This is a genomic window from Paenarthrobacter sp. NPDC090517 (assembly GCF_044769165.1).
Lineage (GTDB): Bacteria > Actinomycetota > Actinomycetes > Actinomycetales > Micrococcaceae > Arthrobacter.
Window position 1 is genome coordinate 44,767 of record NZ_JBIVXN010000007.1, and the last position, 18,942, is coordinate 63,708.

19 protein-coding genes are annotated in these 18,942 nt (G+C 62.5%); 10 read left to right on the forward strand and 9 right to left on the reverse strand.

Translation table 11 applies throughout. The features are described 5' to 3' along the window. Window positions 1–99: 99 nt before the first annotated feature. Window positions 100–891, reverse strand: coding sequence for an SDR family NAD(P)-dependent oxidoreductase (locus ACIQTW_RS18530; protein WP_402939970.1), 792 nt, complete (start codon window positions 889–891; stop codon window positions 100–102). Between the two features lie 103 nt (window positions 892–994). Here ACIQTW_RS18530 and ACIQTW_RS18535 point away from each other — a divergent pair, with 103 nt between their 5' ends. Further along, window positions 995–1,606, forward strand: coding sequence for a TetR/AcrR family transcriptional regulator (locus ACIQTW_RS18535; RefSeq protein WP_402939973.1), 612 nt, complete (start codon window positions 995–997; stop codon window positions 1,604–1,606). Between the two features lie 27 nt (window positions 1,607–1,633). On the opposite strand, the gene gluQRS is transcribed toward ACIQTW_RS18535, so the two are convergent. Next, window positions 1,634–2,521, reverse strand: a complete 888-nt coding sequence (gene gluQRS / locus ACIQTW_RS18540; protein ID WP_402939976.1) for a tRNA glutamyl-Q(34) synthetase GluQRS — start codon at window positions 2,519–2,521, stop codon at window positions 1,634–1,636. A 360-nt stretch (window positions 2,522–2,881) separates the two neighbouring features. Between gluQRS and ACIQTW_RS18545 the strand changes: the two genes are divergently transcribed. Then, the gene (locus tag ACIQTW_RS18545; RefSeq protein ID WP_024818488.1) at window positions 2,882–3,340 is read left to right on the forward strand and encodes an Lrp/AsnC family transcriptional regulator; all 459 of its coding nucleotides are present in this window, start codon (window positions 2,882–2,884) and stop codon (window positions 3,338–3,340) included. A gap of 6 nt (window positions 3,341–3,346) precedes the next feature. On the opposite strand, the gene ACIQTW_RS18550 is transcribed toward ACIQTW_RS18545, so the two are convergent. Next, the gene (locus ACIQTW_RS18550; protein ID WP_402939979.1) at window positions 3,347–3,802 is read right to left on the reverse strand and encodes an Lrp/AsnC family transcriptional regulator; all 456 of its coding nucleotides are present in this window, start codon (window positions 3,800–3,802) and stop codon (window positions 3,347–3,349) included. Window positions 3,803–3,905: 103 nt separating this feature from the next. On the opposite strand from ACIQTW_RS18550, the gene ACIQTW_RS18555 reads away from it, so the two are divergent. After that, the gene (locus tag ACIQTW_RS18555) at window positions 3,906–4,544 is read left to right on the forward strand and encodes a LysE family translocator (protein WP_402939981.1); all 639 of its coding nucleotides are present in this window, start codon (window positions 3,906–3,908) and stop codon (window positions 4,542–4,544) included. 25 nt (window positions 4,545–4,569) lie between these two features. Here ACIQTW_RS18555 and ACIQTW_RS18560 read toward each other — a convergent pair whose 3' ends face one another. The 3 genes from ACIQTW_RS18560 to ACIQTW_RS18570 all read right to left on the reverse strand — a co-directional run bounded on the left by ACIQTW_RS18560 (window position 4,570) and on the right by ACIQTW_RS18570 (window position 6,498). Next, the gene (locus ACIQTW_RS18560) at window positions 4,570–5,037 is read right to left on the reverse strand and encodes an SRPBCC family protein (protein WP_402939984.1); all 468 of its coding nucleotides are present in this window, start codon (window positions 5,035–5,037) and stop codon (window positions 4,570–4,572) included. Next, window positions 5,034–5,420 (reverse strand): ArsR/SmtB family transcription factor, encoded by a 387-nt coding sequence (locus ACIQTW_RS18565; protein ID WP_402939987.1) that lies wholly within the window; start codon window positions 5,418–5,420, stop codon window positions 5,034–5,036. Before ACIQTW_RS18565 ends, ACIQTW_RS18560 begins: the two co-directional genes overlap by 4 nt. 106 nt (window positions 5,421–5,526) lie before the next feature. Further along, on the reverse strand, window positions 5,527–6,498 hold the full coding sequence (locus ACIQTW_RS18570) for a hypothetical protein (RefSeq protein ID WP_402939990.1): 972 nt from the start codon (window positions 6,496–6,498) through the stop codon (window positions 5,527–5,529). A gap of 156 nt (window positions 6,499–6,654) precedes the next feature. Here ACIQTW_RS18570 and ACIQTW_RS18575 point away from each other — a divergent pair, with 156 nt between their 5' ends. Next, window positions 6,655–7,134: a DUF4383 domain-containing protein gene (locus tag ACIQTW_RS18575; protein WP_402939991.1), complete on the forward strand. Its 480-nt coding sequence runs from the start codon at window positions 6,655–6,657 to the stop codon at window positions 7,132–7,134. A 167-nt stretch (window positions 7,135–7,301) separates the two neighbouring features. On the opposite strand, the gene ACIQTW_RS18580 is transcribed toward ACIQTW_RS18575, so the two are convergent. From ACIQTW_RS18580 to ACIQTW_RS18590, 3 genes are all read right to left on the reverse strand, one after another. After that, window positions 7,302–8,117 carry an IclR family transcriptional regulator gene (locus tag ACIQTW_RS18580; protein ID WP_402939994.1) on the reverse strand — a complete coding sequence of 272 codons (816 nt, stop codon included), beginning with the start codon at window positions 8,115–8,117 and terminating at the stop codon, window positions 7,302–7,304. Between the two features lie 71 nt (window positions 8,118–8,188). Next, entirely contained in the window at window positions 8,189–9,445 is a 1,257-nt protein-coding gene (locus ACIQTW_RS18585; RefSeq protein ID WP_402939996.1) for an aminopeptidase P family protein, read from the reverse strand. Between the two features lie 643 nt (window positions 9,446–10,088). Beyond that, window positions 10,089–10,760, reverse strand: coding sequence for a GntR family transcriptional regulator (locus ACIQTW_RS18590; protein ID WP_402939999.1), 672 nt, complete (start codon window positions 10,758–10,760; stop codon window positions 10,089–10,091). A gap of 150 nt (window positions 10,761–10,910) precedes the next feature. Between ACIQTW_RS18590 and glyA the strand changes: the two genes are divergently transcribed. The 6 genes from glyA to ACIQTW_RS18620 are packed head-to-tail and all read left to right on the forward strand — an operon-like array spanning window position 10,911 to window position 18,942. After that, window positions 10,911–12,296: a serine hydroxymethyltransferase gene (gene glyA, locus ACIQTW_RS18595; protein WP_402940002.1), complete on the forward strand. Its 1,386-nt coding sequence runs from the start codon at window positions 10,911–10,913 to the stop codon at window positions 12,294–12,296. Then, complete coding sequence (locus ACIQTW_RS18600; RefSeq protein WP_178993528.1) at window positions 12,293–13,513, forward strand: sarcosine oxidase subunit beta family protein; 1,221 nt, start codon at window positions 12,293–12,295, stop codon at window positions 13,511–13,513. Before glyA ends, ACIQTW_RS18600 begins: the two co-directional genes overlap by 4 nt. 21 nt (window positions 13,514–13,534) lie before the next feature. Beyond that, a complete protein-coding gene (locus ACIQTW_RS18605; RefSeq protein WP_402940005.1) occupies window positions 13,535–13,972 on the forward strand; it encodes a sarcosine oxidase subunit delta in 438 nt (145 codons plus the stop codon). Between the two features lie 2 nt (window positions 13,973–13,974). Continuing rightward, window positions 13,975–16,920, forward strand: coding sequence for a sarcosine oxidase subunit alpha family protein (locus tag ACIQTW_RS18610; protein ID WP_402940007.1), 2,946 nt, complete (start codon window positions 13,975–13,977; stop codon window positions 16,918–16,920). Next, window positions 16,913–17,551 carry a sarcosine oxidase subunit gamma gene (locus ACIQTW_RS18615; RefSeq protein WP_091463612.1) on the forward strand — a complete coding sequence of 213 codons (639 nt, stop codon included), beginning with the start codon at window positions 16,913–16,915 and terminating at the stop codon, window positions 17,549–17,551. The genes ACIQTW_RS18610 and ACIQTW_RS18615 overlap by 8 nt, the downstream gene beginning before the upstream one ends. Then, window positions 17,551–18,942, forward strand: coding sequence for an L-serine ammonia-lyase (locus tag ACIQTW_RS18620; RefSeq protein WP_091463615.1), 1,392 nt, complete (start codon window positions 17,551–17,553; stop codon window positions 18,940–18,942). Before ACIQTW_RS18615 ends, ACIQTW_RS18620 begins: the two co-directional genes overlap by 1 nt.

The following is an 18,942-nucleotide window of genomic DNA, read 5'->3' on the forward strand; positions in this document are numbered from 1 at the left end:
GCCTCCGGCTTGAAGAGGGACCGACGGGGATCGGTCCTCCCCTTCAGGCTATCCGCTGTTCCCGGACCCGCAGCACCGTCTTACCACTCCCGCCGGGTTCTACGAGTCCTGAACAGCGCGGGCCGCGATGGCGACTGTGATGGCCCGTGGCAAACGCTGGGCGAACCCGGCAGCAACACGGTTGGCCCAACCAGAGACGACGCTGCCGGGCGTATCTTTGCGATCGAGTGCCTTGAGGGCAGTTCCTACGACCTGCTCAGAGGTTTGCATCCTGCCCACTGCCGCGGATTCACCGCCGACGACGTCGAAGAACTCAGTTCGCGTCGCACCGGGGCAAAGGGCCAGGACGTTGAGTCCTGAGTTTTTGGTTTCGTGGGCAACGGCTTCGGTGAAGCTCAGGACGAAGGCCTTGGTGGCACCGTAGACGGCCATGCCGGGAATGGGCTGGAACGCGGCAGTGCTGGCGACGTTGACCAGCGCCCCCTTCCCGGAGGCGAGCAGTTCCGGCAGGAACGCCCGGGTAATGTCCACGAGGGCGGCAACGTTCAAGGAAATCTCAGCTGCAATGGTGTCCGGGTCTTCCTCAACCAAAGGACCGTGGGTGCCGAAACCCGCGTTGTTGATCAAGGTGTCCACGGTGATTCCGCGACCGGCCAGTTCGTCGAGGAGCTCGCGTCCCACTCCTGCGCGGCCCAGGTCCATCGGGAGCACTGTCACAGTAATACCGTGGCGGGACCGCAAGTCCTGAGCCAACTCCTCCATACGGTCTGCGCGCCTGGCCACGAGGACAAGGTTTGAGCCTCGGGCCGCAAATTGTCCGGCGAACTCAGCGCCGAGGCCGGAGCTGGCGCCCGAGATGAGTGCAGTAGTGCCTGCGTAAGTCATGGTCATGGCGAAATCCCATCGATTGAGTCGGAGACTAATGTAGTCGCTGCCTACATGGTAGGCACTGCCTACTTTGTTGTCAATGACTACATTGGTTTAGACTTGATCCATGACTGACCAGCCCTACCACCATGGCAAACTCCGGGAAGCCCTCTTGGAACGCGCCATGGAAACCATCGAAGAAGCTGGCGTGGACGGACTGTCCCTCCGGCAACTGGCCCGCGATGTGAATGTCAGCCACGGTGCGCCGGCCAAGCACTTCCGCGACAAGCAGGCCCTGATCGACGCCGTGGCACTGGCTGGCTTTGAGTCGATGAACCGCCGCATCCGTGATGCAGGCCAGTCCAGCGAAGACCTTCGGGGGCGTTTCGTCAGTGTTGGCAAGGCCTACGTGGACTTTGCTGTTGAACACCCCGCCCTACTGACGGTGATGTACTCCACCAAGCACCATCCCGATTCCAGCGAAGAGCTGCGAAGCACCGGCGTGCAAGGAATACACGTAGCCCGAGCAATGATTGCCGAGGCACAGGATGCCGGTGTCCTGGCCGCCGGGGACCCCGAAACCTTGGCCATGGTGTGTTTCGTGAGCCTTCATGGCACCGCCCTTCTCGCCGCCGGCGGGCAGTTGGACGGAAACTCAGTGGAAGACGTCGTCACCGCTACCACCGACACCTTGTGGGCGGGAATGGCTGCCGGAGTACCGGCGGCGCAGCTCAGCTAAGCCAGCTTGCCCTACGCGGTGGGCAGTTCAGGTCCGGGGAGTTTTCCACACCCAGGGCGTCTTCGGCACGTTATGCGGGGTGAAGTGCGGCATGGCATCCTGCAAGGTTCCCGCGGGCAATCCAAGGGACTCCAGTAGTAGGTCACGCACGCGTTCTGCAGGAATTCCGACGGCGGAGAGGTCGCCCAGCGTGACGGCCCCGTCGCGCTTGGCCAGCCTCACGCCGTCGTGATTTACCACCAGCGGAACGTGGGCATATTCAGGGATCGGCAGCCCCAGCAGCGATGCCAGGCAGGCCTGCCGCGGCGTGGATGGGAGGAGATCATCGCCCCGAACCACTTGGTCGATTCCCTGGTGGGCGTCGTCAACCACCACCGCGAGATTGTAGGCGGTCACGCCGTCGTTGCGGCGAAGCACAAAGTCATCCACCACGCCCACATACCTGCCGTGCAACTGGTCCTCAACAGCCCACTCCGAAACCTCTGCCCGTAACCGGATGGACGCGGGACGCGTGGCGCGCCGGATCTCGCGTTCGGCGTGGGAAAGCCGTCGGCACGTTCCCGGATAAGCGCCCTGCGGAGCATGTGGCGCGGAGGGGGCCTCTTGGATTTCCCTTCGCGTGCAGAAGCACTCGTAGGTCCGTCCTTCGGCCGTCAGTCGCGCAATCGCTTCGTCATACAGCGCCGCGCGTTCAGTCTGACGAACGACGGCGGCGTCCCAACCGACGCCGACGGCCCGCAGATCGCGGAGCTGCTCCGCTTCAGCGCCGGATCTGGCGCGGTCCAGATCCTCGACTCTCAACAGGAAATCGCGGCCACTGGACTTCGCGAACAGCCAAGCGAGAATCGCGGTCCTCAGGTTGCCTACGTGCAGCTCACCGGAAGGGCTCGGGGCGAAGCGGCCAGCAGCAGTCATGATCCAAGCCTATTCGCCGGGCACGGGAGACGAAGACCGGCGCCGGCAACACAAGAGCCCCTCAGCTACCGCAACGATCCGGTAGCTCAGGGGCTCTTGCTGTGGCGCCCCAGTGAAAGGGCGGGTGCAGAATGACAATGCTGTGAACAAGAGTCAATCAGCGGCTGCTTCCTTGCGGGAAACCTGTGCAGGGCCCCGGGTGATGTTCCGGGTTCCTGGTGCCTGCGGGGTTTGGCGGTAGCCGCGACCTGCTTCGTTGTCACCATTTCAGCAGAAGGTCTACAGTTGGTGCAACGGACATCATATTGATTGATCGATCTGACCAGTCTCATGTGAAAAGCTCGACAGGAAGTGGTCACTTTGCAGGAACTCGATGCCACAGACCGTCGAATCCTCGCCGCCTTGGACGAAGACCCTCGCGTGCCCATCATGGTGTTGGCCCAGAAACTGCACCTGGCTCGAGGGACAGTTCAGTCGCGCCTGGAGCGGATGACGGCGTCCGGCGCCCTCCGCCCCAACAGCAGTCGCGTCTTACCCTCGGCTTTGGGACGTGGCGTGGCTGCCGCCGTCAGTGCCGAGCTCGATCAAAGCCACCTGAACGAGGCGATTGCTGCCCTGCGGGAGATCCCCGAAGTTCTCGAATGCCATGCTCCAGCCGGCGATACAGACCTCATCATCAGGGTGGTAGCCAAGAGCCCGGACGACCTCTACCGGGTTTCCGAGGAAATCCGGCTGTGCCCGGGGATCGTGCGCACGTCCACCAGCATGTTCCTCCGGGAAGTGATTCCATACCGGACCACTGGACTGCTGGCAGAGTAGGTCTACTCAGACCGGCGGTCCAATGTTGGTTTTCAGGTTCTTCATAACCAGCGTTGACGTGAGGCGTTCCACCGCGGGAAGTGCCGCGAGTTCGTCGTCGTAGAAGCGCTGGTACGCGGGCAGGTCCGCGGCAATGACCTTGAGCAGATAATCAGGGGATCCGAAGAGCCGCTGAGCCTCCACTATGTGGGGGCTGGCAGTCACACGCTCTTCGAACTCCGCCATGATGGTGCGCTCCACCTGCTTGAGTGTGACAAAAACAATCGCTTCAAAGCCCAGGCCCACCGCGGCAGGGTCGATGTCTGCACGGTAGCCGCGGATCACCCCTGACGACTCCAAATCGCGCAGCCTCCGATGACATGGAGCCACAGTCAAACCCACCTTGGACGCAAGGGCTGTGGCGGTCATCCGGCCATCCTCTTTGAGGTGGCGCAAAATAGTTCTATCAATCCCGTCGATCACGCAATTATCTTACCGAAATCCGGGTTGGTCGGGCTAAAAATGGGAACACTTATGGGCGGATTTTCCCTAGAGTTTTCCTACCATCTAGCCCTGGAGAGAAAACGTGAATCCGCAGCTGTTCCTCGCCTTCATGCTCGTCGCCGTCAGCTTGGCGTGCACGCCCGGCGTCGACTGGGCATATTCGATTTCGGCGGGCCTCCGTCAGCGCAGCTTCGTCCCCGCCGTCGCTGGCTTATGCAGCGGCTACGTCATCCACACTTTGCTGATGGTGGCAGGACTGGCGGCCCTCTTGGCCGGAGTTCCAGGACTGCTCGGGTGGTTGACCATCGCGGGATCTGCCTACCTGCTGTGGCTCGGCATCGCTACCCTCCGCTCGTGGCGAGGCGCCAGCTTCAGTGCGGAAGGCGGCGTCGTGTCCGGAAACCAGCTCCGCACCTTCCTCCAGGGCATGGGCACCAGCGGCATCAACCCAAAGGGCCTGCTCTTCTTCGTGGCGCTGGTGCCACAGTTCGTCAGCCCCGAGGCAGCACTGCCTGTTCCGGTCCAGTCGGGCTTGCTGGGCCTGACCTTCGTGATCCTGGCAGGGATGGTTTACACCGCCGTCGCACTGACCTCCCGGAAGCTGCTGGCCTCCCGGCCCGGCGCCGCCAAAGTGGTGACCTTGATCAGCGGAATCATCATGATCGGGTTGGGGACAGTGCTGCTGTCAGAGCAACTCCTGCCGCTTCTGCCGCAGATTTAGTTCGCAACCATTCGGGCTGCAAACACTAGGCGGCGAGGAGTTCATCAAGTCGCTCGTATCCTTCGATGACGCCGTAATCCATCCCGGTAGCCAAGGCCATATCGCGCGCTTCAACTGAGGGGTAGACCTCGTGTGCCGACATCCTGGTCCTGCCATCGATTTCCTCGAAAGTTGTTGTGCTGATGACCACTTGGTTCGGTGCCCCTTCGAACTCGATTGTCTGAATGATCAACGCGTCGGCCTCGACCGTGTGGAAGACACCTCGAAATCCGTACATCCCGTTATCGTCGCCGCTTTCGTAGCGCCAACTGCCGCCCGTGGTGGCGTTGTACTCGGTAATTTTCGTCACCGTGCTGCGCGGTCCCAGCCATTTGGCCAAGAGGTCCGGGTCAACGTGGGCTTTGAAAACTGCACTGACCGGGGCATCGAATTCGCGGACCGTGTCAACGAACGGGACGCCACTGTCAGCGGTGATTGTTGTTGGATTGCTCATTTCAGTTCCTCTTTCTTCTTTGCTGGTGTGTTCTCTTGTTCATGGTGTGAGACGCCGGCGCCAAGCAGCTGGTCCAACTGGCGGAAGCGCGACTCGGCGACCAGCCTGTACTGGTCAATCCAGGCTGTTAGTCGCTCGAGTGCTACTGCATCCAAATGGACCGGCCTGCGCTGGGCGTCGCGGGAACGGGTAACCAAACCGGCATGCTCCAAGACTTGAATGTGCTTGGAAACCGCCTGCTTGGTGATGGCGAATGGTTCGGCCAGCTCGTTGACAGTGGCATCTCCCCGGGACAGCCGGGCCACCATGGCCCGTCGCACGGGATCCGCCAATGCCATGAAGGCCCTGTCCAAGGATTCCGACCCCAGGCCATCTTGTTCCATCTCCGCTTCAACCCTTCCTTCAACCACTGTTAATCAACTAGATCATTGATCAACTGATTGGTTGATCAAGAGAATACGCCACTCCTTGGCACGGGACAAGAGTGTTTTATTCGCCGCCGAGCTGCCTGAAGTCGTTCTCCCACAGACGCCGCATCTCGGCGTCCTTGCGGATGACTTCCAAGGTCTCAAGCTCGGCAGGCGGGGCTGGCCGCCTCGATCGCGGAGTCAGGGTTCGGCGGCCTTGGTCAAGCGCGAGCAACGCCCTGTCCGTCAATGCATCATTTTTCAAAGCCAGGTTGGTTTTCCGACGCCGGAGGACTTCCTTCAGGGCAGCCTGGGCCGATTCGAAGTCGCCCCTTGCCCGCTGCGACCGCGCCCGGATCAGCAACAGCGCGGCGGACAGGTCATCGGTATTCAGCAAACCTTCGGTCCACAGGACCACGTCACGGTGGCGGTCCAACGAGTACGCCGCTGTGCAGCGCGCCAACGCAGAAGGCAACGACGGCGGCAAAGTCACCACCGCTTCCAAGGCCGCCTCGGTCATCCCCATTTCCCGGAGGCAATGGGACAACGCCAAGAACACGGATTCCTCGCTGAACAGGACCGGAACCTCAATGCGTTCGGCTACCTCGACTTTGGTGACCACTTGCCCAAGGTACGTAGCCGAGAACTGGCTGGCGTCGTCGTCGATCCTTGTTGTTAAACCGCGCTGCAACAACTCCGAAGCCCTCAGGAATCCGCCATGCTTATAAGCGAGAAGCCCCGCCATCACGTGGCATAAGCCGGCCCAGCCCGGATACGTGCGGCCGAAGGCAAGAAGCCGATCCGGCTCCGTTGACGTGAAAACGGCCTCATGCATGGCCTTCGCAGTCTTTGAGGAGAGCATCTTCAACCGCGGGACATTCCCCACCACGGACAACCTCGCATGGTCGCGGCCGCTGAGGACCCCGGAGAGCACGTCGTTTACGCCGTCGGCCAGGCCTCGGACCGGCGTTCGGACGTAGCCCTCGCGGAAAGGCGTGAGATCGCGGGTGTCATGGAAGATCGTGTGTACACGTCCATTTGGAGCTTGGCTCATAAATCCATGCTAACGGCCGCTGAACCGGGCCCATCCCCCTGCTATCGGAGGCATTTCAGGAGTATTATGGCGGCGTCGGCAAGGTTTTGCGACACCCCTTGCCGCAGGTCGGCTCTCCACGAGAAGAGCCGGGTAACAGCGTGAAAGGGAGGACTGATGACCACCGCTTCGCACCCCGCCGAACACCACCACATGATGGGGTTGACGCTTCGCAACACCGCCATGGGCGTTGGCATTGTATTTCTGCTGGTAGGCATCTTGGGCTTCATTCCAGGAATCACCACCAATTTCGGCGCCATGACCTTTGCGGGACATGAATCCGGCGCCATGCTGCTTGGAATCTTCCAAGTGTCCATACTCCACAACATCGTTCACCTGCTGTTTGGCGTGGCCGGCTTGGCCATGGCAAGGAACGCACGCATGGCTCGCCTGTTCCTCTTGGGCGGCGGCGCCGTGTACATCGTTCTTTGGATCTACGGCCTGGTCATCAACCAGGAAACAGCTGCCAACTTCGTCCCGTTCAACACGGCTGACAACTGGCTGCACCTGATCCTCGGCGTTGCCATGATCGGGCTGGGCGCCTGGCTTGGCAGGGATGCCATGGACGAAACAACCACAGCACGACGGAAGATGTAGACCTTCCGCACGGCTTGTAATTCAACGACGGCGACCGCTCCCTTAGCAGGGACGGCCGCCGTTTTTTCTTTCGCCGAGATGCCATTTAAAGACAATGTTCTTGCTCGTGATCGTCATTTACTGCCATCTCGGCGGAGGTTTCCGGGGCTCGACGACGGGCTGCCGGGCTACCGCGGGGCGCGGCCACCCAAGCGCGTGGTGACCTTGCCGGCGGCTGCGGCACAGGCTTCACCGAGGCTGTCCAAGGTATCCTTCGAAACACGGAATTTCGGGGCCGGGATCAGGACCGAGGCCACGATGTCACCGCGATGGTCATAAACGGGTGATGCGACGCCGACTTCCTCAATGGACGTTTCTCCGAAGTTCACTGCCCAGCCGCGCTGCATCGAGTCCCCAATCCGCTCGAGGTACGCCTCAATTGCGTCCTCGTCCAGAACAGGAAGAGTGATCGAACCGCTACGCAAAAGCTGACGCACCCGGTCCTCATTCTCCGCACCAAGGAACACCTGCACCGACGAACTTAGGGCCTCGTTGTATCGCGCCCCCAACGGAGCAAGGTGTTTGACCTGGTGGCGGCTGGGGATCTGTTCCACGCACATGGATTCGTTGCCGTTCCACACCATGAGCGCGCTCGTCTCGCCCGTGCGCTCAGTGAGTTCGCGAAGCACAGGGTAGGCAACGCGGCGTTCTTCGAGTTCCGCCAGGAGGGGGCCCGCCATGGCGATCATTCCCAGCCCCAAACGAAACCTGCGCGAATCGACGTCGCGCTCTACAAGGTTTTCCTGTTCCAGCGTCGCGAGGATGCGGGAGACGGTGCTCTTATGCAGGCCAACGCGGCCCGCGATTTCGGTGACTCCCAGGAGCGGTTCATCGGCGGTGAAGCTCCTCAGCACGGCGATGGCATTGACGATGACGGAGGTACTTTTGCTGTCGCCACTGCCGTTGCTGTTTTCTGAAGCGTCGGTGGATTCCGGGGGAGTCATGGTTTCACTATATTTCGCTTGGGCAGGCGTGCCGGCCGGTGGACACCACGCTGTGCCCACCGGCCGGCACACTAGGCTCCGATGATGTTGTACTCGGGGCCGAACGGGAACTTGGTGATGTTCTCTGCGCCGTCGTCACCGACTACCAGGATGTCGTGCTCGCGGTAGCCGCCGGCGCCCGGCTGGCCGTCCAGGACCGTGATCATCGGTTCCATGGATACCACCATGCCCGGCTCCAGAACGGTGTCGATGTCCTCGCGCAGCTCCAGGCCCGCTTCGCGTCCGTAGTAGTGGCTCAGCACGCCGAACGAGTGGCCGTAGCCGAAGGTGCGGTTGGCCAGCAGTCCGTGGCTGACGTAGATCTCGTTCAGCTCGGCGGCGATGTCTTTGCAGACCGCGCCGGGCTTGATGAGTTCGAGGCCGCGCTTGTGGACCTCCACGTTGATCTTCCACAGTTCCAGGGAGCGGGCATCCGGTTCGCCATAGAACAGGGTGCGCTCCAGGGCGGTGTAGTAGCCGCTGGTCATGGGGAAGCAGTTCAGGGACAGGATGTCGTGTTCCTGAATCTTGCGCGTGGTGGCCCAGTTATGCGCACCATCGGTGTTGATGCCCGACTGGAACCAAACCCACGTGTCACGGATTTCAGAGTCCGGGAACGTGCGGGCGATCTCGTGGACCATGGCCTCAGTGCCGATCAACGCAACCTCGTACTCGGTGATCCCGGCTGTGATGGCGTTGCGGATAGCCTCGCCGCCGAGGTCACCAATGCGGGCGCCATGCTTGATGACCGCAATCTCCTCATCAGACTTGATCATCCTCTGACGCATCGCTGCCTGCGCGACGTCCACCAGCGTGGCTCCTGAGAAGGCTGCCTGGATCTTGTTGCGGTTGTCCAGCGGAAGCGAGTCGTCTTCGACGCCGATGCGGCGCGGGTTGATGCCGCGGCTACGCAGCACTTCCTGGATGGCGTGAATGTAGTTGTCCCTACGCCAGTCCGTGTACACAAGGTTGTCGCCGTAACTGCGGCGCCAAGGCATCCCGGCGTCGATATTCGCCGTAATGGTGACGGTGTCGTCCTTGGTCACCACCATGCCGTAGGAGCGGCCGAAGTAGGTGAAGAGGAAGTCGGAGTAGTACTTGATGGAGTGGTAGCTGGTGAGGATGACGGCGTCGAGGTCCTTCTCGGCCATGATGCTGCGGAGGCCGCTGAGGCGGCGCTCAAACTCGGCATCGGAGAAGGTCAGCGAGACCTTCTCGCCATTGTTGAGGACCTTGGTGCGCTCGAGCTTGGCGACATCGTTGACGGGCTCGTTCTGGGTGATTGTCATGGTGGTTCCTTTCAAAGCGGGGCTGGGTGCTTGGTCGTGTTCACGCGGGCGGTTGGAACCGGAGGCTGGGAATATGCCTTGTTCGGCTGCCATGTATCCGCCAAATCCGTTTCGTTGCATTCAGAACAACACTGTTGCATCAGAGTATGCGGGAGTAACACTTTGGTCAAGAGACAATTGCAGCTTTGCGCCAAAGGTGCTCGGGCCGGGTAGCCCCTCGTTTTTCATCGCAGCGACGAGAACATGCGTTGCATTCAAGGAAATAGCGTTGCACTGAGCGAGAGAAGACCCCACGCTCTCTCAGATCCATAGCCCTTCACAGCGTCGCCCTCTCACCTGCGTAGAGGGATCCCAAGGGAGGTGAGAGAGGGGCCCGCTCAAACCCGCGGGAGGTGAGAGAGGGATCCATTCAAACCCGCGGGACACGAGAGAGGGACCCGCTCAAGTACGCGGGAGGTGAGAGAGGGACCCGCCCCAAACCTGCGGGACACGAGAGAGGGACCCGCTCAAACCCGCGGGACATGTGAGAGGGACCCGCTCAAACCCGCGGACATGAGAGAGCGTCGGGAGGGGGTGGGAAAGGATGACCCGGCAGCGGCCGGAACCGAATAGGCGGCAGCGCGCAGGCCGGCGGTGAGAAGCCTTAGAGGACCTTGCGGATCGTTTCTTCGAAGCTGACAACGTGGTGCAGGGCGAGCTCGGCGGCACGTTCTTCGTCGCCGTCGGCTATGGCCGTGAGAAGGTCGGCGTGCTCGGAGATGTGGCCTGAAACGGAGGGCATTTTTTCCAGCATGTGGCACCAGATTCGGGTGGCCAGATTGTCATAGCGAATGAGGACGTCTTCGAGATGCGCGTTGGCGGAGGCTTTATAGATGAGCCGGTGCACCTGGATGTCGTACCGCATGAGTTCCTGGGAGGAATTGTCCTGGCCTTCAAGATCACGGATTGCAGCAGCGACGGCGCGGAGCTCAGAACGCATGGCGGGACTCGCCATACGGGCAGCTTTCCGGGAGGCGAGGGGCTCCAGGAGTTCGCGGATCTCGGAGACTTCAGCCAGCTGGGTGATGTCCACGCCGGTGGCGAACGTGCCTCGCCTGGGATACGAGACCACCAGGTGATCGCTTTCGAGTCGCTTGATGGCTTCCCGAATGGGCGTGCGCCCGATCCCCAGTTCAGCAGCGATTTGGCCGTCGTTGATGGGGTCGCCGGGTTTTACGTCCAGCATGATGAGTCTGTCGCGCAGCAGCAAGTAGGCGTTCTCCGCCAGGGACGTTCCCTGCGGAGCTGATTCCAGTGCTTCCAATGCAGCGCTCATTGCTCTCTCCCGTCGTCGTACTTCAGTCTGCTGGATGAGTTACCGCAGACCTGTTGACGACCATGTGATCTTCAACATACTATGGCAATAGTTCTAATATATCAGTTGCCTAACAGTCGGCCACTAGACAAGCTTTTGAAGGAGAACACCATGGTTGAACCGCTGATCCGCCCGCTCGCCCAGGCGGACCCGGAGGTCGATCAGGCGATCGCCCAGGAACTCATCCGCCAGCAGTCCACGCTGGAAATGATCGCCTCTGAGAACTTCGCCCCAACGGCCGTCATGGAAGCCCAGGGATCGGTGCTGACCAACAAGTACGCCGAGGGCTACCCCGGCAAGCGCTACTACGGCGGCTGCGAACACGTTGATGTGATCGAACAGCTCGCCATTGACCGCTTGAAGTCCCTGTTCGGCGCAGAGTTCGCCAACGTCCAGCCCCACTCCGGAGCCCAGGCCAACGCCTCGGCCATGCACGCACTGATTACCCCCGGCGACACCATCATGGGCCTGAACCTCGCCCACGGCGGCCACCTGACCCACGGCATGCGCATCAACTTCTCCGGCAAGCTGTACAAGGTTGTTCCTTACGGTGTCCGCGAAGACACCCACACCGTGGATATGGCTGAAGTTGAACGCCTCGCCCTGGAGAGCAAGCCCCAGCTGATCGTCGCCGGCTGGTCCGCTTACTCCCGCCAGTTGGACTTCGCTGAATTCCGCCGCATTGCGGACCTGGTTGGTGCCTACCTCATGGTGGACATGGCCCACTTCGCCGGCCTCGTTGCAGCTGGACTGCACCCGAGCCCGGTGCCGCACGCCCACATCGTCACCAGCACAACCCACAAGACCCTTGGTGGTCCCCGCGGTGGCGTGATTCTCACCAACGACGCCGACATCGCCAAGAAGGTGAACTCCGCTGTCTTCCCCGGCCAGCAAGGCGGTCCGCTGGAGCACGTCATCGCAGCAAAGGCTGTGGCCTTCAAGATGGCCGCCGAGCCGGAATTCCAAGAACGCCAGGTCCGCGTTCTGGAAGGCTCCAAGATCCTTGCCCAGCGACTTCTCCAGGAAGACGTAGCTGCAGCCGGCATCTCTGTTGTCAGCGGCGGAACAGACGTTCACCTGGTCCTCGCCGACCTCCGCCACTCGGTCCTCAACGGCCAGCAGGCCGAGGACACCCTGCACCGCATCGGCATCACGGTCAACCGCAACGCCGTCCCCTTCGACCCCCGCCCTCCGATGGTTTCGTCCGGCCTGCGCATCGGCACCCCCGCCCTCGCCGCCCGCGGCTTCAAGGCTGAGGACTTCACTGAGGTCTCGGACATCATTGCGACGGCGTTGATCGCCGCAGCAAACAGCGGCACCAAAGACGGCAGCACCGAGGCAGGCACCGAAGCCGATGTCACCTTGGACGACGCCACCGCCGTCGAGCTTCGCCGTCGCGTGACCGCGCTGGCGGAGAAGTTCCCGCTCTACCCGCACCTTTCCAACAACGGCAATGGCGCCGCAACCGAAGCAGAACTGATTGGAGCAGCCCAGTGAGTGCAGACCACCTCCCCGAACACCCGGACTTCCTCTGGCGCAACCCGGAACCGAAGAAGAGCTACGACGCCGTGATTGTGGGCGGCGGCGGGCACGGCCTGGCCACCGCCTACTTCCTGGCGAAGAACCACGGCATGACCAACATTGCCATCCTGGAAAAGGGCTGGCTGGCCGGTGGAAACATGGCCCGCAACACCACCATCATTCGTTCCAACTACCTCTGGGACGAGAGCGCTGCCATCTATGAGCACGCCCTCAAGCTCTGGGAGATCCTCCCGGAAGAGCTGGAGTACGACTTCCTGTTCAGCCAGCGTGGCGTCATGAACCTGGCCCACACCCTGGGCGATGTCCGCGAAAGCGTACGCCGCGTGGGTGCCAACAGGCTCAATGGCGTGGACGCTGAGTGGCTGGACCCGCAGCAGGTCAAGGAACTCTGCCCCATCCTGAACATCAGCGACAACATCCGCTACCCCGTCATGGGCGCCACCTACCAGCCGCGCGCAGGCATCGCGAAGCACGACCACGTGGCCTGGGCCTTCGCCCGCAAATGCGATGAACTCGGCGTCGACATCATCCAGAACTGTGAAGTCACCGGCTTCATCAAGGACGGCAACCGGGTCACCGGCGTCAAGACCAGCCGCGGCAATATCAACACCGAAAAGGTGGGCCTCTGCGCCGCTGGCCACAGCTCGGTACTGGCAGAAATGGCAGGATTCCGGCTGCCGATCCAGTCGCACCCGCTCCAGGCCTTGGTGTCCGAACTGCACGAGCCGGTCCACCCCACGGTGGTCATGTCCAACCACGTGCACGTGTACGTCTCCCAGGCACACAAGGGCGAACTGGTGATGGGCGCTGGCGTGGACTCCTACAACGGCTACGGCCAGCGCGGTTCGTTCCACGTCATCGAGGAGCAGATGGCAGCAGCCGTGGAGCTCTTCCCGATCTTCGCGAGGGCCCACGTGCTCCGGACTTGGGGCGGCATTGTGGACACCACGTTGGATGCCTCGCCGATCGTTGGTCTTTCCCCTGTGGAGAACATGTTCGTCAACTGTGGTTGGGGAACGGGCGGCTTCAAGGGCACTCCTGCAGCGGGCCTGACCTTCGCGCACACCATTGCCACGGGCGAACCGCACAAGCTGAACAAGCCCTTCGCTTTGGAACGCTTCGAAACAGGCGCCTTGATCGACGAACACGGCGCCGCAGCCGTGGCCCACTAGCCAGGACAGGACAGGAAAGACATGCTCCTCATTTCATGCCCCAACTGCGGGCCCCGCGACGAAACCGAATTCCACTACGGCGGCCAGGCACACATCGCCTACCCGGAGAACCCCAACGACCTCACGGACCGCGAATGGGCTGAGTACCTGTTCTACCGCGAGAACACCAAGGGAACCTTCGCCGAGCGCTGGGTCCACAGCACCGGCTGCCGCCAGTGGTTCAACATGCTCCGCGACACCGTGAGCTACGAAATCCACTCCATCTACGCAATGGGCCAGCCCCGTCCCGAGCTTGCAAAGAGCACGGCGGCAGGAACAGGCGGAAGCCCGAAGAACGGACCGTCCCAGCCCGGCGAGTTCACCCAAAGCGGGGACTTCGGCCAGGCCGGCGAACCAGGCCTCGCACCCGGCGCCGCAACAACAGGCGCCACAGCACCCACCTCCTCGGAAGGAGTCTAGAAGTGACCAGCAAGAACGCACGCCTCGCCACCGGCGGACGCATTGATCGCAGCATCTCTTGGCGCTTCACCGTGGACGGTCAGGAATTCACAGGTCACCCGGGCGACACCATCGCATCGGCGCTGCTGGCCAACGGCCACATCAACGCCGGCAACTCACTCTACGAGGACCGCCCCCGCGGCATCATGGCGGCCGGCGTGGAAGAGTCCAACGCCTTGGTCAAGATCGCTCCCCGCTTCCGCGGACATGTCGCCGAGTCCATGCTTCCCGCCACCGCAGTGTCCTTGGTGGATGGCATGAACATTGAGCTCCTGTCCGGCCTGGGCAAACTGGATCCCAACGAGGACAAGGCCGAGTACGACAAGAAGTACGTCCACACCGACGTCCTGGTGGTCGGCGGCGGTATCGCCGGCCTGGCTGCAGCACGCGAAGCAGTCCGCACCGGCGCCCGCGTCATCCTGATCGACGACCAGCCCGAACTTGGCGGCGCACTGCTCTCCGGTTCCACCGCCCCGGAATTGGCCGAACAGATCGAAGGCAAGCCGGCCCTGGAATGGGTTGCTGACGTGGAAGCCGAGCTGGTTTCCGCCGGCGAATGCACGGTGCTGAACCGCACCACCGCATTCGGCTCCTATGACTCCAACTACTTCATTGCAGCCCAGAACCGCACGGACCACTTGAGCGTTCCGGCAGCTTCGGGTGTCTCCCGCCAGCGTATTTGGCACATCCGTGCCAAGCAGGTTGTCCTGGCACCGGGCGCCCACGAGCGTCCCCTGGTGTTCGAGAACAATGACCGTCCGGGGATCATGCTCGCCTCGGCCGCCCGCACCTACCTGAACCGTTACGCCGTGGCAGCCGGTTCGCGAGTGGTCATCAGCACCACCAACGACTCCGCTTACGCTCTTGCCTCGGACCTGAAGGCGGCAGGCGTGGCGGTTGCCGCCGTCGTCGATGCCCGTCCGCAGATCAGCGCGAAGGCTGCCGCCGCCGTCGAGTCCGGTATCCGGGTCCTCATCGGCAGTGCCGTGGCTGACACTTCCGCAGACGGAAACGGCCGTCTGGACGGCGTCACCATCCGCAGTATCAACGACGACGGCGAACTCACCTCGGGCGTCGAACAGCTGGCTGCCGACCTGCTCGCAGTTTCCGGCGGCTGGAGCCCGGTGGTTCACCTCCACAGCCAGCGCCAGGGCAAGCTGCGTTGGGATGACGAGCTCGCAGCGTTCATTCCCACCGCTCCTGTAAGGGACCAGCACGTTGTGGGCGCAGGCCGTGGCAGCTTCGAACTCCAGGATTGCCTGGCAGAGGGCATCTCGGCGGGAGCAGCAGCGTCCATCGCGGCCGGTTTCGAATCCGCCACTACTCCCGTAGAGCTACAGGCACCCGTGGCCAGCGCACCGAGCCGCCAGCTCTGGCTGGTTCCCGGCCAGACCGGCGAACCGGGCGAGTGGCACCATCACTTCGTCGACTTCCAGCGCGACCAGTCCGTGGCCGATGTCCTCCGCTCCACTGGAGCAGGCATGCGGTCCGTGGAACACGTCAAGCGGTACACCTCCATCAGCACGGCCAACGATCAGGGCAAGACGTCCGGCGTCAACGCGATCGGCGTCATCGCCGCAGCGTTGAAGTTCGGCGGAGCCGAGAACATTCCGGGCGTCGGTGAGATCGGAACCACCGCTTACCGTGCTCCCTTCACGCCCGTGGCTTTCGCAGCATTGGCCGGCCGCCAGCGAGGCGAGCTGTTTGATCCCGCCCGAGTGACCTCCATCCACCCGTGGCACGTTGCCCAAGGCGCACTTTTCGAAGACGTTGGACAGTGGAAGCGCCCTTGGTACTACCCGCAGGCCGGGGAAGACATGGACACGGCTGTCCTGCGCGAATGCGCCGCCGTCCGCGATTCCGTGGGCTTCATGGACGCCACCACGCTGGGCAAGATCGAAATCCGTGGCAAGGATGCCGGCGAATTCCTGAACCGCGTGTACACCAACGCGTTCAAGAAGCTCGCACCGGGATCCGCCCGCTACGGCGTCATGTGCACCCCGGACGGCATGATCTTCGACGACGGCGTGACCCTCCGCCTGGACGATGACCGCTACTTCATGACCACCACCACCGGCGGCGCAGCCAAGGTGCTGGACTGGCTGGAAGAGTGGCACCAGACGGAGTGGCCGGAACTCGATGTGGTCTGCACATCCGTCACCGAACAGTGGAGCACCATCGCCGTTGTTGGCCCGAAGTCCCGCGCCGTGATCGCCAAGGTTGCTCCCCAGCTCGCCGAAAACGGTGGCCTGGATGCTGAAGCCTTCCCGTTCATGACATTCCGCGAGACCACGCTGGCCTCCGGAGTTCAGGCTCGTGTTTGCCGCATCTCCTTCTCCGGCGAACTGGCGTACGAGATCAACATCCCGTCCTGGTATGGGCTCAACACGTGGGAAGCCGTCGCTGCCGCAGGCGCCGAGTTCAACATCACCCCTTACGGCACTGAAACCATGCACGTTCTCCGCGCCGAGAAGGGCTACCCGATTGTCGGGCAGGATACCGATGGCACGGTCACACCGCAGGACGCCGGCATGGACTGGATCGTCTCCAAGGCCAAGGACTTCATCGGCAAGCGCTCCTACCTCCGCCAGGACGCAAGCCGTGAGGACCGCAAGCACCTGGTCAGCGTGCTTCCCGTGGACCACTCGCTGAGGTTGCCGGAAGGCACGCAACTCGTGGAAAAGGGCATTCCGGTCAACCCGGCTTACGGACCCGTTCCCATGGAGGGCTTCGTGACCTCCAGCTACCACAGCGCCGCATTGGGCCGTTCCTTCGCCCTGGCACTCATTCAAAACGGCCGCAACCGCATCGGCGAGACCCTGGTGGCCTCGTTGGGAGACCAACTGGTGGACGTGGTTGTTGGCGAAACCGTACTTTTCGATGCTGAAGGGACCCGCAAAGATGGCTGAAACAGCAACACCATCAGAAACAGTCAACCGCGTACGGGGCGCCCGCCGCAGCCCGGCCGAACACCTGGCTGAGGCCTTCACCTCCGGCTCCGTGCCGGGCACGGTGACGCTCACCGAAATCCCGTACCAGGCCATGGTGGGCATTCGGGTTGACCGAACGTCCGACGCCGGTGCCCGAGTTGCGTCCGTGACCGGCGGCTTGCCTGCCACTTGCGGTGACGTGGCGGGGACGGGTTCCGTGAACACCCTGTGGCTGGGCCCCACCGAGTTCATGGTGGTGGCCCCGGAGGAAGCCCACGATTCGCTGGGCGGATCCTTGGTCAGCGATCTGACCACCGCTCTGGGCAATGACGCCGGCCAGGTGGTGGACTTGTCCGCCAACCGCACCACGTTCGAGCTCTCCGGTAGCCACGCCCGCGCAGTGCTGGAAAAGACCTGCGCATTAGACCTCCACCCTCGCGTCTTCAAGGCCGGCACCGCTGTCTCTACAGAGCTCGCGCACATTCCGGTGATGCTCTGGAAGACCTCGGACGAGTCCTACCGGATCTTTCCCAGGGCCTCGTTTGCCGACTTCCTGGGACGCTGGCTCCTCGACGCCATGCGGGAGTACGCCTCACCAGAGGTCCCCTAATGGCACTAAGTGTGCTTGACCTGTTTTCTGTTGGCATCGGGCCGTCGTCTTCACACACGGTAGGCCCCATGCGTGCGGCAAAGCAGTTCACGGACGGTCTCGAATCGTCCGGCCAGCTCCCGGCTACGGTGCGCGTCCAGGCTGAGCTTTTCGGCTCCCTGGGCGCCACCGGCCGGGGCCACGGCTCAGACAAGGCTGTGGTTCTGGGGCTGCAAGGCCACTCCCCGGAAACCGTGAATACCCACACCGCGGATGACCAGGTGGCAGCCGCTGCACTCGACGCGGAACTTCGATTGGGCGGCAACCACCGGGTGGACTTCAACTGGGACGAGGACGTGGTCCTGCACCGCCGCAAGTCTTTGCCGGCACACCCCAACGGCATGACGTTCCGCGCTCTGGACCACACGGGCACCGTGCTGCGGGAACGCAGCTACTACTCCATTGGGGGCGGCTTCGTGGTGGACGGGGACGTCTCCGGAGCAGACAAAGTGGTAGCCGATGACACCGTCCTGCCCTACCCCTTCACCACTGCCGACGAACTGCTGGCCATCTGCCTCCGGGAAGGCAAGTCGATCTCGGACATCATGCTGGCCAACGAACTCGTATGGCGTTCTGAGGAAGAGCTCCGCGAACGGCTGCTGGGCATCTGGGCCGTCATGCAGGAATGCGTTGACAACGGCTGCTCTGCCGAGGGAATCCTGCCGGGAGGCCTGAAGGTCCGGCGTCGGGCGCCGTCGTTGTTCAAGAAGCTCTCCGAAACTGACGCAGACCTGAACGGTGCGCACTCTGCCGATCCACTCCTCGCCATGGAATGGGTGAACCTGTTTGCCTTGGCTGTGAACGAGGAGAACGCCGCGGGCGGCAGGATCGTCACAGCACCCACCAATGGTGCCGCCGGAATTGTCCCGGCAGTGCTGCACTATTACACAAAGTTTGTTCCAGGAGCCAACGACGACGGTGTCGTGCGCTTCCTGCTGGCGGCGGCCGCCGTCGGAATCCTGTTCAAAATCAACGCGTCCATCTCAGGCGCCGAGGTGGGCTGCCAAGGTGAGGTGGGTTCCGCCTGCTCCATGGCCGCCGCCGGTCTCTGCGAAGTCCTTGGCGGAACGCCCGCACAAGTGGAGAATGCCGCCGAAGTGGGCATCGAGCACAACCTGGGCCTCACCTGCGATCCCGTGGGCGGGCTGGTGCAAATCCCTTGCATCGAGCGCAACGCGATCGCCAGCGTCAAGGCCATCAACGCCGCCCGCCTTGCCCTGCACGGCGACGGCAGCCACAAAGTGTCCCTGGACAAAGCCATCAAGACCATGCGCGAAACAGGCGCAGACATGAAATCCAAATACAAGGAGACCTCCCGTGGAGGCCTCGCCGTCAACGTAGTGGAGTGCTAG